Origin of the sequence: Flavivirga abyssicola, assembly GCF_030540775.2 — a bacterium.
In the GTDB taxonomy this organism is placed as follows: domain Bacteria; phylum Bacteroidota; class Bacteroidia; order Flavobacteriales; family Flavobacteriaceae; genus Flavivirga; species Flavivirga abyssicola.
The window spans coordinates 296,611-320,974 of sequence record NZ_CP141266.1; the positions used below are offsets into that span (position 1 = coordinate 296,611).

The following is a 24,364-nucleotide window of genomic DNA, read 5'->3' on the forward strand; positions in this document are numbered from 1 at the left end:
ATTATTTTCTTCGGTTTTTTGATGATATTGAACACTATGAATACTAGTGCCTATAGTGTTTTACTAAAATTTTTGTTTTAGATTTTTTTCCATTAATCTTAGTCTTTAAAAAATAGAACCCACATTTTAAATCACCTAATTCCAATCTAATATTAGATTCACCTTTATTAATTTGATGAGAAGACGATTTTAAAAGTTGTCCGTAGAAATCGTAAATCTTTAATTCAGCATCTGCTTCAATATTACTATTTAGTATAACATTGGTGTGATCAACAAAAGGGTTTGGTGAAACTTTAAGCCTAATTTTGGGTAAGATGTCTTCATCATTACAATTCCCTAAATAAGCCCCTCTTGCTAAAAGTGCCTTGACTCGATATTGATTAACACATAACGTTCTTCCTCTATAACAAACTTGCACTTTGAGGCTTCTATGCCTTTGGTAACCCCAGCTATATTGATTTGCTTTAGATTCACAAGTAACATCTACTACAGTAACTTTTATAGCAGCCATTTGCTTACAACCATTAGTATCAGTAATAGTTACATTATATGTTGTGGTGTCTTCTGGACAAACCTCTATACTTTCCGTAATTTCACCAGTACTCCACTCATAAGTATACGGTGCTACTCCTCCTGTAATATTTGTAACTTCTAATAATGTACAAGCTTCCGAAGCATACCCCGAATATACTATTGTATCCGCAGTAGTTGCAATTACTAATTCTGATGATTCCAAAATAACCAATTCTTCGGTTATGGTATTCCCTAAAACATCCGTTATTATTACTGTATGGCTTCCACCGCTTAAACCACTTATAATATTTGAAGAAACATCATTTCCATTACATGTATAGCTGTAAGGTGCTATACCTCCTGAAACGGCTAGTGTTGCTGTTCCATCTGATGCACCAAAGCAGGTAACATCTGTATAAGCAATGTCATTAACAGTTAATGATTTTAACTGTAATCTAGCAGATACCGGAAAATGATCTGATGTTGTTCTTGCATAATCATTATCATAAAATTCATAATGAACACGCTCTGATTCATTTATATAATTATCGTTCAGCTCATTAGAAAAAGCAATATGGTCTATCATATTTTCTCTAGATACAAAAGACCTGAATCCTGCGGCACTTAAAGCACTTGTTACTATATTATAATTGGTAGTATCTGTTACATATTCATCATAACTTGTTAAAGTCGTTGAAACATCTGCCACAGTAACATCAACATCATCATTATAATCTCCTAACAATACAATATTTGCTGTGGGATACTGAGCATCTAAACTGTCTTTCAAAACCTCTACATCATACTTCCTCATATCATATCTATTTTGAGGGCTTGAACTACTATTAGCCCTGGCATGCAAAGCAATAAAATTATATTCTTCTGTTTCTCCGTCAATATTAACGTTTGCTGTCATTAAAAAAGGCAAACGACCACTGGCATAAAAACGATCTGTAGTACTTGGATAATTAACAAGAGCGGAATCATCTCCCCCATTATACAAAGGATGAATAGATTCTAACAAAACTTTGGTATTAGTAACGTTTACGGTAGCTGTATTATAAATAAACCCGACTTTTTGTTTAACGCCTGGATCATTTGGTCTTGATACTGCTGGAGAAAGGATGTAATCGTACCCAGGTATTTCACTTACTAATTGTGCAAACAAAGCATCATCCGAAATTTCCTGAACGGCTAGTACATCTGCCTTCAACTTATTAATTACAACTTTAACACTATCTTTTTGAATAGCATCAGACATTGGATTTCCTGCCGCAGGAGAGTTGCTTTCGTCTCCAAACCATTCAATATTCCATGTCACAACATCTAATGTTTTCTCTTTTGGAATATCTATTGGAGGTACTGGAGGCACGTATGTTCCAGCACAATTAATATCTGTATCCATTCTAGGGAGTAATTGATACAATTCAAAATACCTTCCTATGACACCAATTACTTCGTCACAAATTTCAGGTTGTGCCTTACCTACAATAGTTTCTACATCATTGTCGATTCTTAATTCTCCTGAACCACTTAAATCCGTTAAAATATAATTTGATTCTCCAAAAAGAATGTCTCCAGGTTTTGGGAAACTAGGATTTAAAACCTTAACCAACTCTGCTGGGTGATTTACTAACTCTCCTAAAGTTACAACTACAGGCACTATAGGTTGATTAGGAGTTCCATTATTTTCTACTTCTGTTACCGAGCTTATTTGAACCTGATCTCTAAAAACAATTCTCGTTCCTGTTACTGTTATTGAATCTCCTACTTGAAAAACACCATCTCCATGAACTAATTCATCAAAAATTGCAATTCCACCTGTACTATCTTGTATATACGCGGGACCAGAAAGCTCGTCGGCTACTGTAAGTACGCCCGTTACTTTTACTACTTGCCCTAATTTATCTGAGCCTCTGGCTTCAGATATTGATATTAGTTCTGATGGTTGACTTACACCTCCTTCTCCATAGGTTCCAATAGGAAATGTGGTATTAACAATAGTGCCGTCTAAAGCATTTGGTCCACTAAATGTCCAATTAGCAATGGAGAATATACTACCATCAGGGCCAGTATTATCTTTTCTGTAAGCCCAACCATCTAAGTACTCCCATGATTGACCAGAACCGTCTGTATTTATGTCTCCAAAAACATCTATAACATCTCCGTTAAAAAATAATTCTATAGCGTCATCACCATTTACATTAGCTGCATTTGAAGTAGCATTAGGTGCAAACCCGAAATAGCTTGTAAATCCAATGTCTTCAGAAGCTACATAAATAAAATCACCTGCATTTGCTGATCCCGAAAACGTAAACTCTTGACCATCTGTACCTCCCCCATTATTTGCAGACCCAAAACCATATACACTTAAATCCGCTATATCATACTTAGCATAAAACTCAATAGCTTTTGGTACACCTCCTGAAAGCGGACCATCAATCACGCCTGTAATAATTAAATCGGGACCATAAGCTCTTAGAGGAAAAGGTGTTGCTGCTGTTGCATTATTTGACGCTCCATCTAAAGCATTTGGTGTACTAAACGACCAATTACTAATTGTAAAAGTAGTTCCATCTGGTCCTGTACTATCATTTCTATAAGCCCAACCATCTAAATACTCCCATGGTTGTCCAGTACCATCTGTGTTTATATCTCCAAAAACATCTACCACAATACCATTTAAAAATAATTCTATGGCATCGTCTCCATTAATATTGGTTGCCCCATCTGTAAAATCAGGTGCAAAACCAAAAAAGTTTGTAAATCCGGTTTCTTCAGAAGCTACATAAATAAAATCACCTGCATTCGCAGAACCTGAAAACGTAAACTCTTGTCCATCTGTACCTCCTCCATTATTTGCAGACCCAAAACCGTATATACTTAAATCTGCTATATCATTAACAACAAAAAACTCTATGGCTTTTGGCACACCTCCAGAAAGGGGGCCATCAATAATCCCAGATATTATTAAATCTGAAGTTGCTGGTGGTGTCGTGTCTTCTAAGGTTGTTACAGTAGCCTCGTTACTTGTTAATGATAAATTACCTGCTGCATCGATAGCTTTTACTGTAAATGTATAACTTGTATTTGGTGTTAAATTTATAGCCGTGTAGGTTGTTCCTACTGAAGACGCAATTAAAGCTGCTCCATTAAAAATCTGATAAGCTGTTACATCAATATTATCTGTTGAAGCAGACCAGGATAAATCTGCAGTAGTGGTTGTTACATTGGAAGCTATTAAGTTTCCTGGAACAGAAGGGGGTTCATTATCAGAAGCTCCTCCACTACCATAACTTCCTATAGGAAAAGGAATAACCACAGTAGTGTTAGAAGTTTCTCCATCTAAAGCATTGGGTCCACTAAAAGACCAATTACCCAGAACAAAAGAGTTTCCATCTGGTCCTGTTGTATCATTTCTGTAGGCCCATCCGTCTAAATACTCCCATGACTGTCCAGAACCATCGACATTAATATTTCCAAAAACATCAATAACAACTCCTGATTTAAATAATTCTATAGCATCATCTCCATTGATATTGGCTGCACTATTAGTATAATCTGGAGAAAAACCAAAAAAGTTTAAAAACTCTACAGCTTCTGAGGCTACATAAATAAAATCTCCTGAGTTAGCTGTTACTGCCGGGAAAGTAAACTCTTCGCCATCTGTACCTCCACCATTGTTAGCAGATCCGATACTATAAATACTTAAATCGCTTATGTTTTCTGTTACATAAATTTCTACTCCTTTTGGCAAACCTCCAGGTAAAGGACCATCAAATACGCCTGTAATAATAACCTGCGAGTAGGTTATTAAAGTGCATAAAAAAGCAATTGCTGCAATAACAACCTGCCTTTTTTGGGGATAACTGTGTTTCATATTTTTAAATTTAAAATGTTATTAAACTTAAATTTAAAAATTAAATACAGTTTATTCTTACGATTAACAAAATATTAGATTTGTGTAAAGAAGTCTTTGACTAATAAAAGTATTTTAGCAAAAATGAAGATTATTTAAACATAACTTAATAAGCAAAACTACTAAGTTGTAATGTCTTGGGCAAGGTTCGATAATTCTATTAGTTTCTCTTTTCAAAAGGAATAATAATCCCCTTTTCTAAATAGTTTTTCAAATCATTAAGTAACATCGCCCAACAAAACGAAGAACGTCTATAATGATGATTATCTTTTAACCAATTAACATGACTAAACTTAACTAAAGTACCAGAGGAATTGGTTTTTAAGTCAAAACCAAACGTAGTAGGGTTCCAATCTTTATCTGAGTCTGTCATTTTTAAATGAAATGATTCATTATTTTTTACTTTAGAAACTTTACCAAACCAATTATAAGTGTCTGTAAAATTCAAATTATATTCTGAATTTAACTTAGGAACGCCTGAGCTTTTTAATGTCCACCAATTATTTAGATGCTCTGGTAATGTAACGGCATCAAAAACTACTCTTGAAGTTGTTTTTATTAAAAGGTTATAGTAAATATTAAAAGCCATTTCATATTTAAAATTATATTTAAAAAGAGATTCCTGCGGGGGGCAGGAATGACAAAATGATTACTTAAAAAACGAATCTACAAACTCAAATTTATTGAAAACTTGTAAATCTTCGATACCTTCTCCTACTCCTATATATTTTACTGGAATTTTAAATTGATCTGAAATACCAATGACTACACCTCCTTTTGCTGTTCCATCTAGTTTTGTAACTGCTAATGATGTTACTTCTGTTGCTGCTGTAAATTGTTTTGCCTGCTCAAATGCATTCTGTCCTGTAGAACCATCTAAAACCAATAATACATCATTAGGCGTATTGTCTACCACTTTTTGCATAACGCGTTTTACTTTTGTAAGCTCATTCATTAGGTTTACTTTATTATGTAAACGTCCAGCGGTATCAATAATAACAACATCGGCATCTTGTGTTACAGCACTCTCTAAAGTATCGAATGCCACAGATGCAGGGTCACTACCCATAGATTGTTTAACAATAGGTATATCTACTCTATCTGCCCAAACTTGTAATTGGTCTATGGCAGCAGCTCTAAACGTATCTGCGGCACCTAATACAACCTTTAAACCTTGTTTTTTGAATTGATAGGCCAACTTACCTATAGTCGTTGTTTTTCCAACTCCATTAACTCCAACAACCATTATTACGTATGGCTTTTTATCTCTTGGAACAACAAATTCTGTTTCTTCGCCTAAATTTGTTTCACTTAATAAACCTGCAATTTCTTCACGAAGTATAACATTAAGCTCTTCCGTCCCCAGATATTTATCTTTAGAAACGCGCTCTTCTATGCGTTCTATAATTTTTAGTGTTGTATTTACACCAACATCACTAGATACTAATATTTCCTCAAGATCATCTAAAACAGCATCATCCACCTTAGATTTTCCTGCCACGGCTTTGCTTAGCTTTCCAAAAAAAGTGGATTTAGATTTTTCTAATCCTTTGTCTAAGGTTTCTTTTTTTTCTGAAGAAAATATTTTTTTAAAAAAACTCATATTTTAAGTTTATTTGATTGTTGTTTATTTAATTATTGCAAGAACCTTATCTCCGTACGGTCAATACCATTGCTTAATTGGTTATGCTAAAATCATTAATGGCAATTTTCGCACCATAAATTATGACTGCTATTATGGCAGAAAAACCTTCCAAATATAAACATAAAAAGCTGCTTTCTAAAAAAGAAAGCAGCTTATAATATTGTGAAACGTACTGTTTTAGTTTTTCTTAAAAAAGTCGTTAACTTGATCTGGATTCATAATGGATTCAACAAACATGTAAGCTCCAGTTTTTGGTGACTTCACCATCTTGATAGCTTTTGTTAATCTTTTAGATCCAGTTTGTAATGATGCTACTGATTTCTTTGCCATGACTTATTATTTTATCTCTTTGTGAACTGTCATACGTTTAAGAATAGGATTAAATTTTTTAATCTCCATTCTATCTGGCGTATTCTTTTTATTCTTAGTAGTAATGTATCTTGAAGTTCCTGGTTGACCAGACTCTTTATGCTCTGTACATTCTAAAATCACTTGTATTCTGTTACCTTTCTTTGCCATTTCTTTACTTATTAAATACAGCTATTATTTTAAAAATCCTTTAGATTTTGCTTCTTTAATTGCTGCAGATATCCCTATTTTATTAATAGTTTTTAAAGCAGATGCAGAAACTTTTAAAGTTATCCAGCTGTCTTCTTCTGGAATGTAAAAACGTTTCTTTAACAAATTCGCATTAAATTTACGTTTTGTTCTGTTTAATGCATGAGAAACATTGTTTCCAACCATTGCCTTCTTTCCTGTAAGTTCACAAACTCTTGACATGATATATAACTTTAATTTTTTTGTTGCTTAAAATCGAGGTGCAAATATACAAATTCTTTAATTTACAGCAACCTAAATCTAATCAATTTTTAAAAATTTCTTTCAGCAACATTTCCAATGCTTTATTTACCGCCTTATTTATAACTTTTACGCGATGATTTCCAAAGTTAAACCCTTCGGAATACACCCCATTTTTTGTAGCAATTCCTATAAAAACAGTTCCTACTTCTGCATCGGAATCCCCTTTAGTAGGTCCTGCATTTCCTGTTGTTGCTACGGCAAAATCTGATTGAAATAATCGCAAGGCATTTTGTGACATAGATTCTACCACTTGAGAACTAACTACAGAATGTACTTCAATGTCATTTTTTGAAACACCTAAAACATTAATCTTAGATTCTGTAGAATATGTTACAACACCTCCATTAAAATAAGCTGAAGCTCCAGAATTCACAGTGAAACGCTCTGCAACTGTTCCACCTGTGCAGCTTTCTGCAATTGCTAATGTTTTTCCTATCTTAGTTAGGTGTTTTGCAATGATTGTTTCAACTGAACCTTCTTCATCTTCAAAACCAAAAAATTCATTTTTAATTAATGGCAGTACTTTATCAATCTCATTTTGGACCTCATCTTTAACTTGGTGTTCATCAAATCCTTTAGCAGACAAACGTAATCTCATTTTACCCAAACTTGGCAGATACGCTAATTTAATATGTCCTGGCAAGGCATCTTCCCATGATTCAATTCTCTCTGCTAAGGCACTTTCACCCAAACCATATACTAATAATGTTTTATGTAAAATAAAAGGGCAGTTATACTTATCTTTTAATTTAGGAATGACATGATGATCCATTAAAGCATTCATCTCATAAGGGACACCCGGAAGCGAGACAAAAACTTTATCTTCTTTTTCCAACCACATTCCAGGCGCTGTACCTAATTTATTCATTAGTACCTGTGCTTTTGATGGTACCAGGGCTTGATCTTTATTTACTTGCAAAAGCGCTCCACCTACATAATGTTTCCATAGGTGTTCTATATTTTTTAAAACAGCTGCATCTTTAATTAAAGTGTCATTAAAATATTCTGCAATTGTTTTTTTGGTAATATCATCTTTTGTTGGCCCTAAACCTCCGGTAAGAATAACAATATCCACATTGCTTTCTGCTTCTTTTAAAGCTTTTATAATATGTGATTTATCGTCTTGGACAGATGTTATTTGATAAACGGATACACCAATTTTATTAAGTTGTTTTGCTATAAACCCTGAATTGGTATCTATAACCTGACCAATAAGAAGCTCGTCACCAATAGTAATTATTTCAGCTAACATTAATTACAGATTAAAGTCTGATCTTATTTCTGCAATAGCACGATCTACTGCATCTATTACAACTTTTAACTGTGACGTAATATCTAAATCTTGTTTTTCGAATTTACCCCAATCCTGCACTTCAATTAGCGTATCAAGTATCCCTAACTCGAATAAATCGACTGTAGGTTTCATTTTATGAGCTGCTTGATAGGCATTAAAATAATCTCCCTCTGCTACTGCTTTTTTTAGTCGTTCTGCATCTTCTGGCACTTCTTCCAAAAAAGTTTCTGCTAAGGTTTTTATAAAATCCTCATCATTATCGGCCAACTCGCGTACTCTTATTAATTTATAATGTTGCTCCATTTATTTTACTGTTATTGAAAACATTTCTTTATTTTCTATAAAACCTTTTAATTTATCATTAGCAATTACTTTGCCAACACCTGCTGGTGTGCCCGTAAAGATAATATCTCCGATCTTTAAAGTAAAATATTTTGACACATATTCTATCAATTCGTTAATTTTCCATAACATCAGACTTGTATTACCTTTTTGAACGATCTCGTTATTTTTTTGTAATGAGAAATTAATATCATCAACATCCTTAAACTCACTTACGTCCATCCAATTACCAACTACTGCGGCTCCATCAAAAGCTTTAGCTTTTTCCCACGGTAGACCTTTAGCTTTTAATTTACTTTGCAAATCACGTGCTGTAAAATCGATTCCCAAACCAATTTCCTTATAATATTTATGTGCAAACTTTCTATCGATATGCTTTCCCACCCTATTAATTTTTACCAAAACCTCAACTTCATGATGCACATCATCTGAAAAGTCTGGAATGAAAAAAGGCTGTTTTTTTAATAGAATTGCTGTATCTGGCTTCAAAAAAACTACAGGATCTGTAGGTTTTTCATTTTCTAATTCTTTAATGTGTTCGGTGTAATTTCTACCGATGCAAATAAGCTTCATTTATTATGTGCGATGTCTAGTCGTTTTTTGTAAAGTTGTTAAGTCACGAATGCACGATTTTTTTTTGAAATAAAAAACACCGTGAACTGCCTCTTCGTACTGCTGACTGATTTACCCTAATTTATTATTAAAACTCCTAAGTTTAATACTTGTTAGTACTTTTTTGGTGTATAAAGGAAAGTCCGCATTTAATAACCATCCAAAATATCCTGGTTCTTTTTCCAATACTTCTGTAACTAACTTACCTTTGTGCTTTCCAAAAGAAAAACACTCCACACCTTCTTTATTGTATGCTATAAAACCTGCAAAATCTGCAAACTTTTTTCTTGAACTAAACTCAGCTAAAAACTTCGTGTTATTTTCTACCTCCTCATATTTAGCTATTTGTGCTTTTAAGACCTCGTAAGTGGCTTTAGTGTCTGCTTCTGCACTGTGTGCACCATCCAGATTTTCGTCACAGTAAAATTTATACGCAGCACTTAAAGTACGTTGTTCCATTTTATGAAAAATAGTTTGTACATCTATAGCCAGGCGATTTTTCATATCAAAATCAATATCTGCTCGCAACATCTCTTCTGCTAATAAAGGAATATCAAATCTATTGGAATTAAACCCACCTAGATCTGAATCTTTAATCATGTTATAAATTTCTTTGGCAAGTTCTTTAAATGTTGGTTCGTTAGCAACTTTCTCATTGGTAATACCATGAATCTCTATGACCTCTTTGGGTATGGTCATCTCTGGATTTACCAACCATGTTTTGCTTTCTTCCGTTCCATTAGGGAACACTTTAAGAATAGAAATTTCAACAATCCGATCTTTTGATATGTTTATCCCTGTTGTTTCTAAATCGAAGAAACAAATGGGTTTGGTGAGGCTTAACTGCATTTAAGTAATTATTAATATAAGATGTAAAGATAGTGAATTGCACAGCCTAGAAACAAAAAAACCAACTGTTTAAAGTTGGTTTTTTTTCATTTAGTTTTGCATATTATATTTCTCTGTCACTATCCCAAGCTTCTAGATAGTCTTTCACTGCTTTTACAAACTGCCCACCAAGCGCTCCATTAACTACACGATGATCATAAGAGTGCGATAAAAACATTCTATAGCGAATGCCTATAAAATCGCCCTCTGGAGTTTCGATTACAGCGGGAACTTTTCTAATAGCTCCGAGTGCTAATATCCCTACTTGAGGTTGGTTTATTATTGGAGTTCCCATAATACTACCAAACGTCCCAACATTAGTTACCGTATAGGTACCTCCTTGAATATCGTCTGGTTTTAATTTATTTGATCGTGCTCTATTTGCCAAATCATTAACCTGCTTAGTCATACCAACCAAATTAAGTTGATCTGCATTTTTTATAACTGGCACTATTAAATTACCGTCTGGCAACGCTGCTGCCATACCTAAATTAATATTTTTCTTTTTAACAATGGTATCGCCTTGAAGTGAGATATTCATCATCGGGAAATCACGAAGTGCTTTAGCAATTGCCTCCATAAAAATTGGTGTAAAGGTTAAATTCTCGCCTTCACGTTTCATGAATCCAGCCTTAACTTTCTTTCTCCAGTTCCATATTTTGGTAACATCTGCTTCAATAAAACTTTGTACGTGTGCCGATGTTTGCACAGACTCAACCATATGATGCGCAATAATTTTGCCCATTCTGGTCATTTCTATAATTTCATCTTCTCCACTAGAAATCACTGGAGCCGTAGCCACTTTTGGTTTTTCTACAGATTTAGATTGGATAGCAGGTGTTCCATTATTTTGAACAACTGGTTCTTGATTAGTGTTCACCCTATGTTCTATATAACCGAGAATATCATTTTTGGTAACACGTCCATCCTTTCCACTACCAGAAATAGCGTCTAATTCTCCTTGGCTTATATTTTCTTGTTTTGCTATATTTTTAACAAGTGGTGAATAAAAACGCTCACCATTTGAAGTTATAGGTGCAACTGTTTCTTTGGCTATAGCAATGGTTTCTTCTACTTGCTCAACAGCCTCTTCTTGAGGCTTTTCTGCGTCTTCAACTGTAGCAACATTATTTTCTGGTTTATTATCTCCTTCCACTTCAATAACGGCAATAACCTGTCCTACTTTAACAATATCATCTACATTAAAAAACTTCTCAACTAAAACACCATCTACCTCACTAGGCACTTCACTATCTACTTTATCTGTTGCTATTTCTAAAACAGGCTCATCCATTTCGATAGTATCTCCAACCTCCTTTAACCAAGACGTTATTGTTGCTTCTGCAACACTTTCACCCATTTTCGGTAATTTAACTTCAAACTTTGCCATATTAATAACGTAACTCTTATTTTTTTTATTTCGAATGCAAAATTAATAAAAAAACGTTAATTTTTTTAAATTATTTATAATAAAACTACTTTAAAATAATAACTTCTCCTCTCGAGATTGCATCATCACTTCCTAGTGCAAAATTAGAATTTTTAGGTAATATTTTAAAAGTAATTTGCTTGTCTTTATTATCTTCTATCATTTTAATAATACGCTTATAACTGTAACTATTACCATTAAAAATGACTTCTGCTTGTTTTTCAACAACATCTAAATCTTTTTTCAAAATGGTTTTCTTAGATAAGACGTTATTCAGTTTTTCATTTACTACATCAGAAATAAAAACATATTGACTAACTCTTTTCTGATTATAAATTGGTATTCTTCGAAAAACATAGACTAATCCTATTCCTAGCCAAACCAGCATATCAAATAATACATTCTTTTTAAAATGTTTTCTATAGAATATTTGCATAGCACCATAAAAACGTCGCGCATAAGACTTATCCTTTAATGTGCTTTCTCCCTTAAAATGGATAACACTAGACTTTCCATAATAATAGTTATTATAACCAGCTTTATAAACTCTATAGGATAGATCGATATCTTCACCATACATAAAATAATCTTCATCAAACCCTCCAACTATATTATAAACGTCTCGTTTTAAAAGCATAAATGCACCAACTAAAACGTCAACTCCTCCCACTTCATTCTCCTGTAAATGATTTGCATAATAATCTTCAGGGTTTCCAAATATTTTTTTAAATGCAGCCTTCACATAAGGAATATTACGTTTACTTTCAGGCAAAAACAAACCTACTCCATTGATTAATTTACACCCAACAATACCTACTTTTTCTTGTTCTTCTGAAAACTTTAAAAGTTTTAAAAATGTATCTTCGGCAACTACTGTATCTGGATTTAGAATACAAATATATTCACCTTTAGCCTGTGAAACTCCAATATTATTGCCTTTAGAAAAACCAAAATTTGTCTTATTTTCTATAAGATTAATATCTGGAAACAATTCCTTCACCATTTGGCAGCTTTCATCCTCAGAATTATTATCCACAACAATGATTTCTGCATCAATGCCAGTGGTAGCTGTTTGAACACTTTTTAAACAGAGTTCTAAAAAGTAGCGAACATTATAATTTAATATAACAACTGAGAGCTTCAAATAACTATTATAGCTTTAAAGAACTTTCAAATGGAATTCTATTTACAATACTTCTTCCCAAAGTAATTTCATCTGCATATTCCAATTCATCTCCAACAGAGATTCCTCTGGCAATGGTAGATGTGAAAATTTGATATTCTTGAATTTGTTTATAAATATAAAAATTTGTGGTATCCCCTTCCATAGTCGAACTTAACGCAAAAATAAGTTCATTTATTTTGCCTTCTTTTACCTTACTTACTAAAGATTCAATATTTAAATCATGCGGACCAATACCATCCATAGGTGAAATTTTACCTCCTAAAACATGATATAACCCTTTAAATGAACTCGTGTTTTCTATTGCCATGACATCTTTTATATCCTCGACAATACAAACAATGGTTTCATTTCTATTAGGATTAGCACATATTTCGCAAAGATCCTGGTCACTAATATTATGACAGGATTTGCAGAATTTAACATCATTACGCATAGCTTGCAAAGCCTCAGATAACATTACCGTTTGCTCTTTAGGTTGCCTAAGCATATGCAATACTAAACGTAGAGCTGTTCGCTTACCTATACCTGGTAACTGAGACATCTCATTTACTGCACGTTCTAATAATTTAGAAGAAAACTCCATTGTCTGCGAAAGTACTATTTAGACATGAAATTCGCTAATTTTCATCAACTCTTTTAAATTCATATACTTGATTTGGAATTTGATATTTAATATTTGTAATTTCAACATTTAAAATCTTTTCAATGTCTGCAACACAAATCATGCTACTTATAGCAGCTTATTTTGGAGTACTAATTCTTATATCTTACTTAACCGGTAAAGAAGATTCTAATGAAACTTTTTTTAAAGCTAAAAGGCAATCTCCTTGGTTTGTTGTAGCTTTTGGAATGATTGGTGCTTCTCTTTCTGGGGTCACGTTTATTTCAGTGCCTGGTTGGGTTGAAGCTTCTCAATTTAGCTACATGCAGGTTGTTTTTGGGTATTTAGCTGGATATTTCGTTATAGCTTATGTATTACTTCCTATATACTATAAGCTTAATGTTATTTCAATATATCAATATTTAGAAAACCGCTTTGGCGTTGTTAGCTATAAAACAGGTGCATTTTTCTTTTTTATATCTAGGGTTTTAGGTGCTTCCTTCAGGTTGTACCTAGTGGCTATTGTTTTACAAAAATTCGTTTTTGATGCTTATGGGTTTCCTTTTTGGGGAACCGTAACCATTTCAATTTTATTAATTTGGTTATACACCTACAAAGGAGGAATTAAAACGATTGTGTGGACAGACACTTTACAAACCTTATTTATGCTTGTTGCCGTTATTATAGCTATTATATTAATAAATGATAAATTAGGTTGGAGTTTTTCAGATTTTTTAGCTTCTGATGAATTGGCAAACTATAATAAAACTTTTTTCACAGAATCCTTTTTAGCAAAAAACCATCTTATAAAATCCTTTCTTGGCGGTATGTTTATTGCTATTTGTATGACTGGGTTAGATCAAGACATGATGCAAAAAAACCTAACCTGTAAGACACTTAAGGATGCGCAAAAAAATATGGTTTCCTTTAGTTTGGTTTTAGTTGTTGTTAATTTTATTTTCTTGTTGCTAGGAGCGCTTCTATTTATTTATGCTAATAAATTTAATATTGCAACCCCTATGCTGGACGGCAAGCTAAAAACGGACTTACTATTTCCCGAAATAGCTTTGAATGGAGGTTTGAGTGTTTCATTAGCCGTAGTCTTTTTATTAGGTTTAATCGCCGCTGCATACAGTAGTGCTGATAGTGCTTTAACATCACTAACCACTTCTTTTTGTGTAGACTTTTTAGGCATTGAAAAAATTGAAAAATCTAAACAAAAAGGGCTACGAAAACGAATTCACGTTTTAATGAGTATCGTCCTTATTTTTGTTATTGTAGCTTTTAAATATATTTTAGATAGTAATGTTATTGACAACCTCTTAAAAGTTGCTGGTTATACCTACGGCCCATTACTTGGGTTATTTGCTTTTGGAATTTTCACCAAATTTAAAGTTATCGATAAATACGTTTGGATTGTTACATTGATATCTGTGTTACTTTCCTATTTGATTGGAAAAATTCCTGCCGAACAAATTGGAGGTTATGTTATTGGCTACGAGCTTCTAATACTGAATGGTTTGATAACTTTTCTGGGGCTAATATTGATTCGTAGAAAGTAAAACCAAAGTACAAGCTGCCTCAAAAGGAATATTATTTTCTTTTAAAATCTTATAAAATTCTGGGTTTTCTGTTCCTGGGTTGAAAATAACACGTTCAGGTTTTAATGATACTATATAATCGTAATAAGCTGACTGTCTTTTAGGGCTTAAATACAATGTTACTGTATGTAAATCTTTATAAGGTAGTAACGTGTCATCAATTTGTACGCCCGAAACGTCTCCCTTTTTTAAACCAAATGCTACTACTTTAAATTTATTTGCTATTAATCTTTGAATAGCGTAATTAGAATATCTATTTGGTTTTAAAGATGCACCAAAAACCAATGTTTTTTTATTCATATGTTAAAAAAATGTTAAGACAGAAATATATAGTAACATAAATAATACCAAAGCGTCTACTTATTAATTACATCATCAATCAAAAAAATCAATCAACAATGTATAAACTATTTTTAGTATGCACACTATTGTTTTCAATATCTACACATGCATACACAACAGATCCCGAAAAAAATGCCGATAAAACTGGTACTATATTCGGAAAAGTATTAGACGCAAAACTAAATCAACCCTTACCTTACGTAAACATCATTATTAAAAATACCAAAGGAGCAATCTTAACAGGAGGCATTTCTTCAGATGACGGTTCTTTTAAAATTGAAAAAGTAGTCGAAGGCGATATCATTATAAGTATTCAATACATAGGATACAAAACATTCAACAAAAACATCACTATAGGTAAAGGTAACTACAGAGTTAATTTAGGCAACATTTTATTAGAAGCAGAAGCAGAAGGCTTAGATGCCATTACCGTAATAGCAGAAACCTCTTCTATACAGCAAAAGGTAGACAGGAAAATAATAACTATTGGGAAGGATTTGGCTGCTACCGGAACTGCTTCAGAATTAATGGTAGGGATCCCATCTGTAAGTGTCGATGCTCAAACTGGAGATATTAGTCTTAGGGGAAACCAAAACGTAAGAGTTATGGTAGATGGCAAGTTATCTAACATCCCAACAGCTCAGTTACTAAAACAAATCCCTTCTACAGCCATAAAGTCTGTGGAACTGATTACAAACCCCTCTGCAAAATATAATCCTGAGGGTATGAGCGGTATTATTAATATCGTTTTACATAAAAATACTATGGTTGGCTTTAATGGTAACATAAGCACAACGTTATCTCATGAGCGAGAAGCAAAGTTTAATAGTGCAATCAATTTAAATTATCGCACCGGTAAGTTTAATGTGTATACTAATTACAGTAATAATATTGCTAAAAACGCTAATAACGGTCATGTATTTAGACCAGAAAACAACTCTGAGCAATTTTTTGAGTTTTTAACAAACAGAAAATCGCACTTGTTTAAAGTTGGTGTAGATGTTTATATTAATGATAAAAACACTATTTCTTTATTCACCAATCAAAATATTGCCGAGAATGGTATTATAAGTCGTACCCAAGCTATTTTTAACAATAACAATGCTTTTAATCAAAGCCAGAGACTTTTTGCCGATGGAAAGAATAATTCTTCCCAATATAATTTAGATTATAAACTGGATTTTAAAAAAGATGGTCATAATATTGAATTAGAGGTTGATCACAATATCTTCGATGAAGATAATCCGGTTGATTATATGATTTTTTTAGGAAATCAAAACGACTATCAAGATTTTAATGATACAGATAGAGTAAGAACAACCGTTAATTTAGATTATGTAAACCCATTATCTGATACTTCTAAATTAGAGCTTGGGCTTCAAGCCAGATTATTTAACACAGATATTGATTTTGTTTCTACAGGAGAAACGTTTAATAATTCTGGTATTTTAGCACCAACACCTAGTACCGCATTCGATTATACAAGAGATATTTACTCTGCTTATGCTACTTTTAGCAAGAATTTTGATAAATGGACTTACCAAATAGGTTTACGTGCAGAACATGTTAACGTAGATGCATTAGCACTACAAACCGATGTTATTTCTAATATAACAACGCCTATTGAGTTTAATAATGATTATTTTGAAGTATATCCTTCGGCTTTCTTTACTTACAAGCCTTCAGAAAAGAATTCTTATCAATTAAGTTATAGTAGACGTGTTGATCGTCCCGGTATAGGCCAAGTAAATCCTATTAAAGAATGGAGTACACCACTTGTTTCCTCTTTTGGTAACCAATCTTTAGAACCTCAGTTTACAAATTCTTTAGAATTAAATTATACAAGAAATTTAAAAGATCGAAAAGGAAGTGTTACTGCTGGAGTATTTTATCGTTCTATTTCTGATGAAATCAATAGAGCATTATTTATTGACAGAAGCGATGTCACTTCTGGTAGAGTTATTTTAACACATGACAATTTTGATGATACTTCTGCTTATGGGGTTGAAGTATCTACAAACTACCGCCCTACAAAATGGTGGAGCATAAATGGTAGTTTCGATTTTTATTCTCAAACCCAAAAAGGTATCGCAGAAAGCCTAAACGCACCTATTGAAACAGCAACAGTTAGTAATATTGTGACTGATGTTGATGAAGTTGATAACGTAGCCTGGAATTTGAAGATGTTCAATAATTTTAAAGCCAGTAAAAAAATAAGCTTAACTGCCTTTGCTTTTTATAGAGGACAAAACCAAAATATACAGTTTGATATAGACCCTATGTTTTTTATCAACCTTGGAGCTCGAGTAAGTTTTGCTCAAGGAAGAGGTTCTTTCAATTTAAATTTTAACGACATATTTAATACCATGCATTTTTCTGGAGAAGGTGTCAAACCTTATCAACAGGATGTTTTCTTTAACTGGGAAAGTCATACGGTATCTACTGGTTTATCTTATCGATTTGGCGGTGGAAAATACCGTGCTAAATCCCGTAAACGTCGTGATAACAATGAAAAATCCGGTGGCGGAGGCTTCATGTAAAAGTATTATTTAATGTCTTGCACAATAGTTGATGGTTAATATAATGCAAGACAATTAAATGAGCCCCTAAAATGTTTATTTTAGGGGTTATTTTTTATTAACATAAACCTGTGTTTTTACTCATTTCGTTGTCTTTCTCACCAATTCACAGAGAACTCATCTTGACTTTTTGTTTTTAACCGAAAATGAGATAAAATTTGTTCAGATGCGGCATTTTTTGCAAGGCATAGCAGCGCTAAGCATAAAAAAAGTAACAACATATGGGCGAATTTTAGCCATTTTTTAGGAAATAGAAAAAGTCAAGATGAGTTCAGAGGCAAAATGATGCATAAATAAGTAAAATCTAAAAAAAATATTTTTTTATACAATAAATAAAATAGTCTTACGTTAAACGTAGTATACAATCTAACCATTAAACGAAAGAATAATTATTTAGAGTTAGTCATCTACATACACAAAAAATTCGTATCAAAGAGATTTGTATAATTAAAAACTCGTAATTTTTATTTCGAGTTTTTTCTTTGTAAATGTTAAAAAGAGTTAAATATTATTAGGTCACGCAATATTGTAAAACTTTATTCGTCTATTATACTAAGATTCTTCACATTAGTGTTTGTTGAAGTTGATTGATAGCTAGAAAAACCCGAAACTAATAGTTTCGGGTTTTTTATTTTATATCACGCTGGAACTGGAGTTAAAGGTTGATTTCATCTACCATTTAATAATAGCACTTCCCCAAGTAAATCCACTTCCAAAAGCAGCTAATACAACATGATCACCTTCCTTTATTTTACCTTCTTCCCAAGCTTCCGTCAAGGCAATAATTACAGATGCAGCAGTGGTATTACCATATGTCATTATATTATTAAATACTTGATCATCTCTTAAAGCGAACTTCTTTTGAATAAATTGAGCTATTCGTAAATTGGCTTGATGCGGAATCAACATATCTATGTCTTCTTTTTCTAAGCCATTCTTCAATAAACCTTCCATAATCACTTCACTAAATCGTACCACAGCATGTTTAAAAACAAAAGTACCATCCATATAAGGAAAATACGATGTATCTTCTTCTTCTGATGCTAAAATTTCAGGCACCCAATGTGCAATACTTGGGGAGGTTACCGTTAATTTATCGGCATATTTCCCCTCACTATGCAAATGCGTAGACAAAACTCCTTTAGTATTATCTTCTTCTCTGGATAATACACAAGCTCCTGCCCCATCACCAAAAATAACCGACACTCCTCGTCCTCTCGTTGTTTTATCTAATCCGTTACTATGGTATTCGGCTCCAATAACAAGAATATTTTTATACATGCCTGTTTTAATAAATTGGTCGGCTACAGATATAGCGTATACAAATCCAGAACATTGATTTCTAACATCTAAAGCTCCAATGGTGGGCATCTCCAGCATATCTTGTATTTGTACACCACAGCCTGGAAAATAGTAATCGGGGCTTAAAGTAGCAAATACAATAAAATCAATATCATCTTTTGTTAATCCAGAACGGTCAATGGCTATTCTAGCTGCCTTGGCTCCCATTATAGCAGAAGTATCATCAGTGCCTTCCTTAATCCATCTACGCTCTTTTATTCCTGTGCGTTCTTGAATCCATTCATCATTAGTGTCCATCAATTTAGACAAGTCATCATTCGTCACAACATTATCCGGAAGGTATTTTCCTAAACCTATTATTTTCGAATTATACATAAAATCTCTTCTTAAAGTAATACAAAGTACAACAAGCATCATTAAATTCCAATTATAAAAAACCAAATTCTAAAAAGCTAGCGCAACAAACACTTGTATATGTAGGCTAAAATTGTTTTTCCTTATAAAAAATCGTGTCAGTTTGTCACATTTTTACTCTTGGTACTTTTTTTGTCTAACTCTTCAAAGTAAAGTAAAACAAAATTAATCTGGTTCCTGCCTTACTGAAACGAGTTCAGCACAGGTTGTAGGAATGACAAATAAACTATTTATTATGACAAAAGGAAATATTAATGTTTCGGTAGAGAATATCTTTCCTCTCATTAAAAAATTCTTATACAGCGACCACGAGATCTTTTTACGTGAGTTAATTAGTAATGCTACAGATGCGACTTTAAAACTAAAGCATTTAACAAATGTTGGTGATGCAAAAGTTGAATACGGTAACCCGCAAATTGAAGTTAAGATTGATAAGGATGGAAAAAAACTTCATATTATAGATCAAGGTTTAGGTATGACGGCTGATGAAGTTGAAAAATACATTAACCAAGTTGCTTTTTCTGGTGCTGAAGAATTTTTAGATAAATACAAAGATTCTGCAAAAGACTCTGGGATTATAGGTCATTTTGGCCTTGGTTTTTATTCTGCCTTTATGGTAGCTGAAAAAGTTGAGATTATTACAAAATCCCATAAAGATGAGCCTGCAGCGCATTGGACTTGCGATGGAAGCCCGGAATTCACATTAGAAGCTTCAGATAAAATAGAAAGAGGTACAGAAATTATTCTTCATATTGCCGAGGATTCTACAGAGTTTTTAGAAGAAGGACGTATTACCAGCTTACTTGAAAAGTATAATAAGTTTATGCCTATTCCAATTAAATTTGGAACTAAAGAAATAAACGATCCAGATTTTACACCAAAAACAACAAAAGATAAAGACGGTAAAGAAACAACAGAACCTCACAAGCAAATTACTGTCGATAATATTATTAATAACCCTAACCCTGCGTGGACTAAACAACCATCAGAATTAGAAGATCAAAATTATAAAGATTTTTATCGCGAATTGTACCCCATGCAATTTGAAGAGCCTTTATTTAATATTCACCTAAATGTTGATTATCCGTTTAATTTAACGGGAATATTATACTTCCCGAAAATGTCTAACGACATGCAAATTCAGAAGGATAAAATTCAACTGTATCAAAATCAAGTTTTCGTAACCGATAATGTTGAGGGTATCGTTCCAGAATTTTTAACCATGCTTCGTGGTGTTATTGATTCTCCAGATATTCCTTTAAATGTATCTCGTTCTTATTTACAAGCAGACGGTGCTGTAAAAAAGATTTCATCTTACATTACCAGAAAAGTAGCAGATAAATTAAAATCGTTGTTTAATAATAGTCGCGAAGATTTTGAAGCGAAATGGAACGATATTAAAATCGTAATTGAATACGGTATGCTTTCTGAAGAGAAATTCTTCGAAAAAGCAGATGCTTTTGCATTATATCCAACCGTAGACGGTACGTATTATACATACGAAGAGTTATTCAACAAAATTAAAGCAAAACAAACCGATAAAGACGATAAGTTAGTTATTCTTTATGCTTCAGATAAAGATGCACAACATAGCTATATTGAATCTGCAAAAGCAAAAGGTTATGAAGTTTTATTATTAGACTCTCCTATTGTATCGCATTTAATACAAAAACTGGAATCTACTAAAGAAAATGTAACATTTGCTCGTGTTGACGGTGATCATATTGATAATTTAATTAAGAAAGAGGACACCACTATTTCTAAATTAGATGAAGATCAGAAAAAAGCTTTAGACGACTTATTAAAAGAAGTGATTCCTTCTGAAAAATTCATGGTACAACTAGAAGCTATGGATAGCGATGCATCACCATTTATTATTACGCAACCAGAATTTATGCGTAGAATGAAAGAAATGCAAGCTACCGGAGGTGGCGGTGGTATGTTTGGTATGGGTAACATGCCAGAAATGTATAACCTAATAGTTAACACAAATTCCGAATTAGTTGGTGAAATTCTTGGGACCAAAACTAAAAAGAAACAAGAGCGTTTAATTAACCAAAGTCTGGATTTAGCACGATTGTCTCAAGGTTTATTAAAAGGTGAAGAATTGACAAACTTTATTAAGCGTAGTTATGAGATGATAAAGTAAGCTTTGTCATGCTGAGCGCAGTCGAAGCATCTTATTAATTTAAGAATTTCGCTTTCGCGGAAACCAATAAAACCAAAACCACTTTGCAAAAACAAAGTGGTTTTTTATTTTAATAGAGACTCCTTTTTTTAATTTTCAGCTACTTACGTTTAACAACCAATAGAATTTATTGAAACAGAATTTTATCTTTGTATTACCAGCAAGCAGAAAAACATATAACCTAAAATAAATTATTCTTTAAATTAGCTAATATGGAGAAAGGAATAGTCTTATCCTTAAATAAAAGTGAAACACACACTTTTAAAAAAGTTAATCAGAGCAGTATAAAACTAATTAAGGGATTAGGGGTAGAAGGCGATGCACATATGGGAAAAACAGTTAAACACAGGTCTAGAGTAGCCAAAGACCCTTCTCAGCCAAATTTACGCCAAGTACACTTAATACATTCCAAATTACATGACGAACTCGAATCCCAAGGATTTAAAATTAAAGCGGGAGAAATGGGAGAAAATATAACGACTAAAGGAATAGACCTTTTATCCCTACCAAAAGATACCATTTTAAATATTGGAAAAACTGCCCGAATAAAAATAACAGGTTTAAGAAATCCTTGTAATCAATTAAACCTTTTCAAAGAAGGATTAATGAATGCTGTTTTAGGTAAAGATGAAAATGGAGCTTTAATAAGAAAAGCTGGAATCATGGCAATTGTCCTTGAGAGTGGAATTATTGAGATAGGAGACGCAATTCAAGTAATTATACCCGACATACCGCACATCAAATTAGACAGGGTTTGAATAACTAACGTATAAAAATGAAGCTTAATCAGGAGATTAGTACAATAAAAAAATAGTTAAAATTAGACACCGTAAGCGATTTAAAAGGGTGAGAAAATTAAGCATCCTAAAATTATGGAATCAATGGAATAATACTCGTTGTCAAAGCCATAGAGTTCGTTTATACAATTGTTGTGTCCAAGCCGAAAAATGAACTACGCAAAGAACAAAATCGAACTTGAAGAGAATGGATATTCTGTTTTAACTGACTTCTATTCGGACAGCGAAATAAGTCAGATTTTGACCTGCATTGAAAACACTGAACATAATAGAAATTCATTTTTGAAAACAAAGGATTTGTTTGCGATTAGACAATTAATCAAAAACATACCTGATCTGGCTGATTTTCTGTTCAATACAAAATTGACTAAATTGATTTCTGACCTTTCCGAATCTGAATATTTCTTGACAAAAACAATTTATTTTGACAAACCAAGCGAATCGAATTGGTTTGTTGCTTATCATCAAGATTTGAGTATTTCAGTTGACAAAAAAGCTGACTTGGAAAACTACTCAAATTGGACATTTAAAAAAGGCCAATATGGAGTTCAACCACCAATTGAGATTTTACGAGACACAGTAACAATACGAATTCATTTAGATAAAACGGACAAAAATAACGGAGCTTTAAAAGTAATCCCTAAATCTCACTTAAAAGGAATAATTCGTACTGACTCAAAAGATTGGGATATTGAAAGCGAAGTCATATGTGGAGTAGAAAAAGGCGGGGCAATGTTGATGAAACCTTTGACTTTACACGCTTCTAACAGAACAACAAACGGAAAAAAAAGACGAGTAATACATTTAGAATTTAATAAGCATAATTTGACTGAACCACTGGCTTGGTTAGAACATTATGGAATACCCCCTAGTCCTAGTATTTACTAGTGTCGTATCGAGTAATAAAAAAAGCTAAGAAGTTATTTCTTAAAAAAACCTGTCAATCGCTTAAATAAACTTCCTATATTTAGACATATATAAGAGAAATAAATGCCATAAAGTGTGTTTATATAATTGTTGTATGTAATTTAAAAATAGTGCTAAATAATATATGCAGAAAACATTAAATATATTAGGGTTTATTGTAGGATTTATAGGGTTAATAATTGGTCTAATATCCTATATAAACACAGTTAAGAAAAAAGAAATCAGTTATAATGTTTTTGAACCATCATATAAGATTTTTGACAATGAAGCTATTGATAAAGAGTCTAACCTTATGATTCTCACGAAAGATAGCATAAAAGTTGACCAAAATATTTATCTAACAACAATTGGAATTTGGAATTCTGGAGATTTAACAATAAATAGGTCAGATGTAAGAAAAAAAATATCACTTAAATTGAACGGAATTAACAGAATAATTGATTTCAAATTAATAAAAGAAGTTGACGCTGGTATTTCAAAGTTCACTTATGAAGTTAATAAAGACAGTATATTTAACATTGACTGGAAATTCTTTGACCCAAATAACGGAGTAAAATTTCAGATTCTTTATTTGGGAGATGAAAATTTATCCGGAAGAATGAATGGAAATGTTTTGGAAACAAATTTTGCTGAGTTTATTCCAGCCGAAACAAAAGATGGCGGAATAAAGACGAAAAGCAAAACAACGCGAATTCTAATTTTTATTCTTCTGGTTGTAATGACAATTGCCATTATTTTATTAAGTGCTTTAAGGATACGAAGGAAACTAAAAAAAGGAGATAAAATAAAAGCTGAACTTTCTGTTGATTTTATTATGACTGTGATATACCCAATACTATTTCTAATAATGATTGGATACTTTACATATGATTACTTTTTTAGAATAACCGAAGTACCATTCTAAAAAACTACATACAACAATGG

Annotated in this window: 21 protein-coding genes; 6 read left to right on the forward strand and 15 right to left on the reverse strand. The window is 32.7% G+C overall.

Going from position 1 to position 24,364, the window contains the following annotated elements:
• Window positions 1-43: 43 nt before the first annotated feature.
• The 13 genes from Q4Q34_RS01250 to recR all read right to left on the reverse strand — a co-directional run bounded on the left by Q4Q34_RS01250 (window position 44) and on the right by recR (window position 13,272).
• On the reverse strand, window positions 44-4,393 hold the full coding sequence (locus Q4Q34_RS01250) for a fibronectin type III domain-containing protein (RefSeq protein WP_303317354.1): 4,350 nt from the start codon (window positions 4,391-4,393) through the stop codon (window positions 44-46).
• A 199-nt stretch (window positions 4,394-4,592) separates the two neighbouring features.
• The gene (locus tag Q4Q34_RS01255; protein ID WP_303317353.1) at window positions 4,593-5,021 is read right to left on the reverse strand and encodes an SRPBCC family protein; all 429 of its coding nucleotides are present in this window, start codon (window positions 5,019-5,021) and stop codon (window positions 4,593-4,595) included.
• Between the two features lie 60 nt (window positions 5,022-5,081).
• Window positions 5,082-6,035 (reverse strand): signal recognition particle-docking protein FtsY, encoded by a 954-nt coding sequence (gene ftsY / locus Q4Q34_RS01260; protein WP_303317352.1) that lies wholly within the window; start codon window positions 6,033-6,035, stop codon window positions 5,082-5,084.
• Window positions 6,036-6,254: 219 nt separating this feature from the next.
• Window positions 6,255-6,407, reverse strand: a complete 153-nt coding sequence (locus Q4Q34_RS01265; RefSeq protein WP_135875109.1) for a DUF4295 domain-containing protein — start codon at window positions 6,405-6,407, stop codon at window positions 6,255-6,257.
• A gap of 6 nt (window positions 6,408-6,413) precedes the next feature.
• Entirely contained in the window at window positions 6,414-6,596 is a 183-nt protein-coding gene (gene rpmG, locus Q4Q34_RS01270) for a 50S ribosomal protein L33 (protein WP_007648529.1), read from the reverse strand.
• 24 nt (window positions 6,597-6,620) lie between these two features.
• Window positions 6,621-6,857: a 50S ribosomal protein L28 gene (gene rpmB / locus Q4Q34_RS01275; RefSeq protein WP_135875107.1), complete on the reverse strand. Its 237-nt coding sequence runs from the start codon at window positions 6,855-6,857 to the stop codon at window positions 6,621-6,623.
• 82 nt (window positions 6,858-6,939) lie between these two features.
• Window positions 6,940-8,190 (reverse strand): competence/damage-inducible protein A, encoded by a 1,251-nt coding sequence (locus Q4Q34_RS01280; RefSeq protein WP_303317351.1) that lies wholly within the window; start codon window positions 8,188-8,190, stop codon window positions 6,940-6,942.
• A gap of 3 nt (window positions 8,191-8,193) precedes the next feature.
• Window positions 8,194-8,535, reverse strand: coding sequence for an Hpt domain-containing protein (locus tag Q4Q34_RS01285; RefSeq protein WP_303317350.1), 342 nt, complete (start codon window positions 8,533-8,535; stop codon window positions 8,194-8,196).
• Complete coding sequence (locus Q4Q34_RS01290) at window positions 8,536-9,147, reverse strand: fumarylacetoacetate hydrolase family protein (RefSeq protein ID WP_303317349.1); 612 nt, start codon at window positions 9,145-9,147, stop codon at window positions 8,536-8,538.
• A 111-nt stretch (window positions 9,148-9,258) separates the two neighbouring features.
• Window positions 9,259-10,035, reverse strand: a complete 777-nt coding sequence (locus Q4Q34_RS01295; protein ID WP_303317348.1) for a 3'-5' exonuclease — start codon at window positions 10,033-10,035, stop codon at window positions 9,259-9,261.
• A 103-nt stretch (window positions 10,036-10,138) separates the two neighbouring features.
• Window positions 10,139-11,464, reverse strand: coding sequence for a dihydrolipoamide acetyltransferase family protein (locus Q4Q34_RS01300; protein WP_303317347.1), 1,326 nt, complete (start codon window positions 11,462-11,464; stop codon window positions 10,139-10,141).
• 85 nt (window positions 11,465-11,549) lie between these two features.
• On the reverse strand, window positions 11,550-12,647 hold the full coding sequence (locus Q4Q34_RS01305) for a glycosyltransferase family 2 protein (protein WP_303317346.1): 1,098 nt from the start codon (window positions 12,645-12,647) through the stop codon (window positions 11,550-11,552).
• A gap of 7 nt (window positions 12,648-12,654) precedes the next feature.
• Complete coding sequence (gene recR / locus Q4Q34_RS01310) at window positions 12,655-13,272, reverse strand: recombination mediator RecR (protein WP_303317345.1); 618 nt, start codon at window positions 13,270-13,272, stop codon at window positions 12,655-12,657.
• Window positions 13,273-13,394: 122 nt separating this feature from the next.
• Between recR and Q4Q34_RS01315 the strand changes: the two genes are divergently transcribed.
• Entirely contained in the window at window positions 13,395-14,852 is a 1,458-nt protein-coding gene (locus tag Q4Q34_RS01315) for a sodium:solute symporter (RefSeq protein ID WP_303317344.1), read from the forward strand.
• Here the strand turns inward: Q4Q34_RS01315 and Q4Q34_RS01320 are convergent.
• Window positions 14,829-15,191 carry a CoA-binding protein gene (locus Q4Q34_RS01320; RefSeq protein WP_303317343.1) on the reverse strand — a complete coding sequence of 121 codons (363 nt, stop codon included), beginning with the start codon at window positions 15,189-15,191 and terminating at the stop codon, window positions 14,829-14,831. The two genes, Q4Q34_RS01315 and Q4Q34_RS01320, sit on opposite strands and share 24 nt — an antisense overlap.
• A gap of 98 nt (window positions 15,192-15,289) precedes the next feature.
• On the opposite strand from Q4Q34_RS01320, the gene Q4Q34_RS01325 reads away from it, so the two are divergent.
• The gene (locus tag Q4Q34_RS01325) at window positions 15,290-17,773 is read left to right on the forward strand and encodes an outer membrane beta-barrel family protein (RefSeq protein ID WP_303317342.1); all 2,484 of its coding nucleotides are present in this window, start codon (window positions 15,290-15,292) and stop codon (window positions 17,771-17,773) included.
• Window positions 17,774-18,484: 711 nt separating this feature from the next.
• On the opposite strand, the gene Q4Q34_RS01330 is transcribed toward Q4Q34_RS01325, so the two are convergent.
• The gene (locus Q4Q34_RS01330) at window positions 18,485-19,489 is read right to left on the reverse strand and encodes a 3-oxoacyl-ACP synthase III family protein (RefSeq protein WP_303317341.1); all 1,005 of its coding nucleotides are present in this window, start codon (window positions 19,487-19,489) and stop codon (window positions 18,485-18,487) included.
• Window positions 19,490-19,763: 274 nt separating this feature from the next.
• Here Q4Q34_RS01330 and htpG point away from each other — a divergent pair, with 274 nt between their 5' ends.
• The 4 genes from htpG (at window position 19,764) to Q4Q34_RS01350 (ending at window position 24,344) form a co-directional block, all read left to right on the forward strand.
• On the forward strand, window positions 19,764-21,677 hold the full coding sequence (gene htpG, locus Q4Q34_RS01335) for a molecular chaperone HtpG (protein ID WP_303317340.1): 1,914 nt from the start codon (window positions 19,764-19,766) through the stop codon (window positions 21,675-21,677).
• Window positions 21,678-21,928: 251 nt separating this feature from the next.
• Window positions 21,929-22,474, forward strand: a complete 546-nt coding sequence (locus tag Q4Q34_RS01340) for an MOSC domain-containing protein (RefSeq protein WP_303317339.1) — start codon at window positions 21,929-21,931, stop codon at window positions 22,472-22,474.
• Window positions 22,475-22,663: 189 nt separating this feature from the next.
• Window positions 22,664-23,401, forward strand: coding sequence for a phytanoyl-CoA dioxygenase family protein (locus Q4Q34_RS01345; protein ID WP_303317338.1), 738 nt, complete (start codon window positions 22,664-22,666; stop codon window positions 23,399-23,401).
• Between the two features lie 163 nt (window positions 23,402-23,564).
• Window positions 23,565-24,344, forward strand: a complete 780-nt coding sequence (locus Q4Q34_RS01350) for a hypothetical protein (protein WP_303317337.1) — start codon at window positions 23,565-23,567, stop codon at window positions 24,342-24,344.
• The last annotated feature ends 20 nt before the right edge of the window (window positions 24,345-24,364 follow it).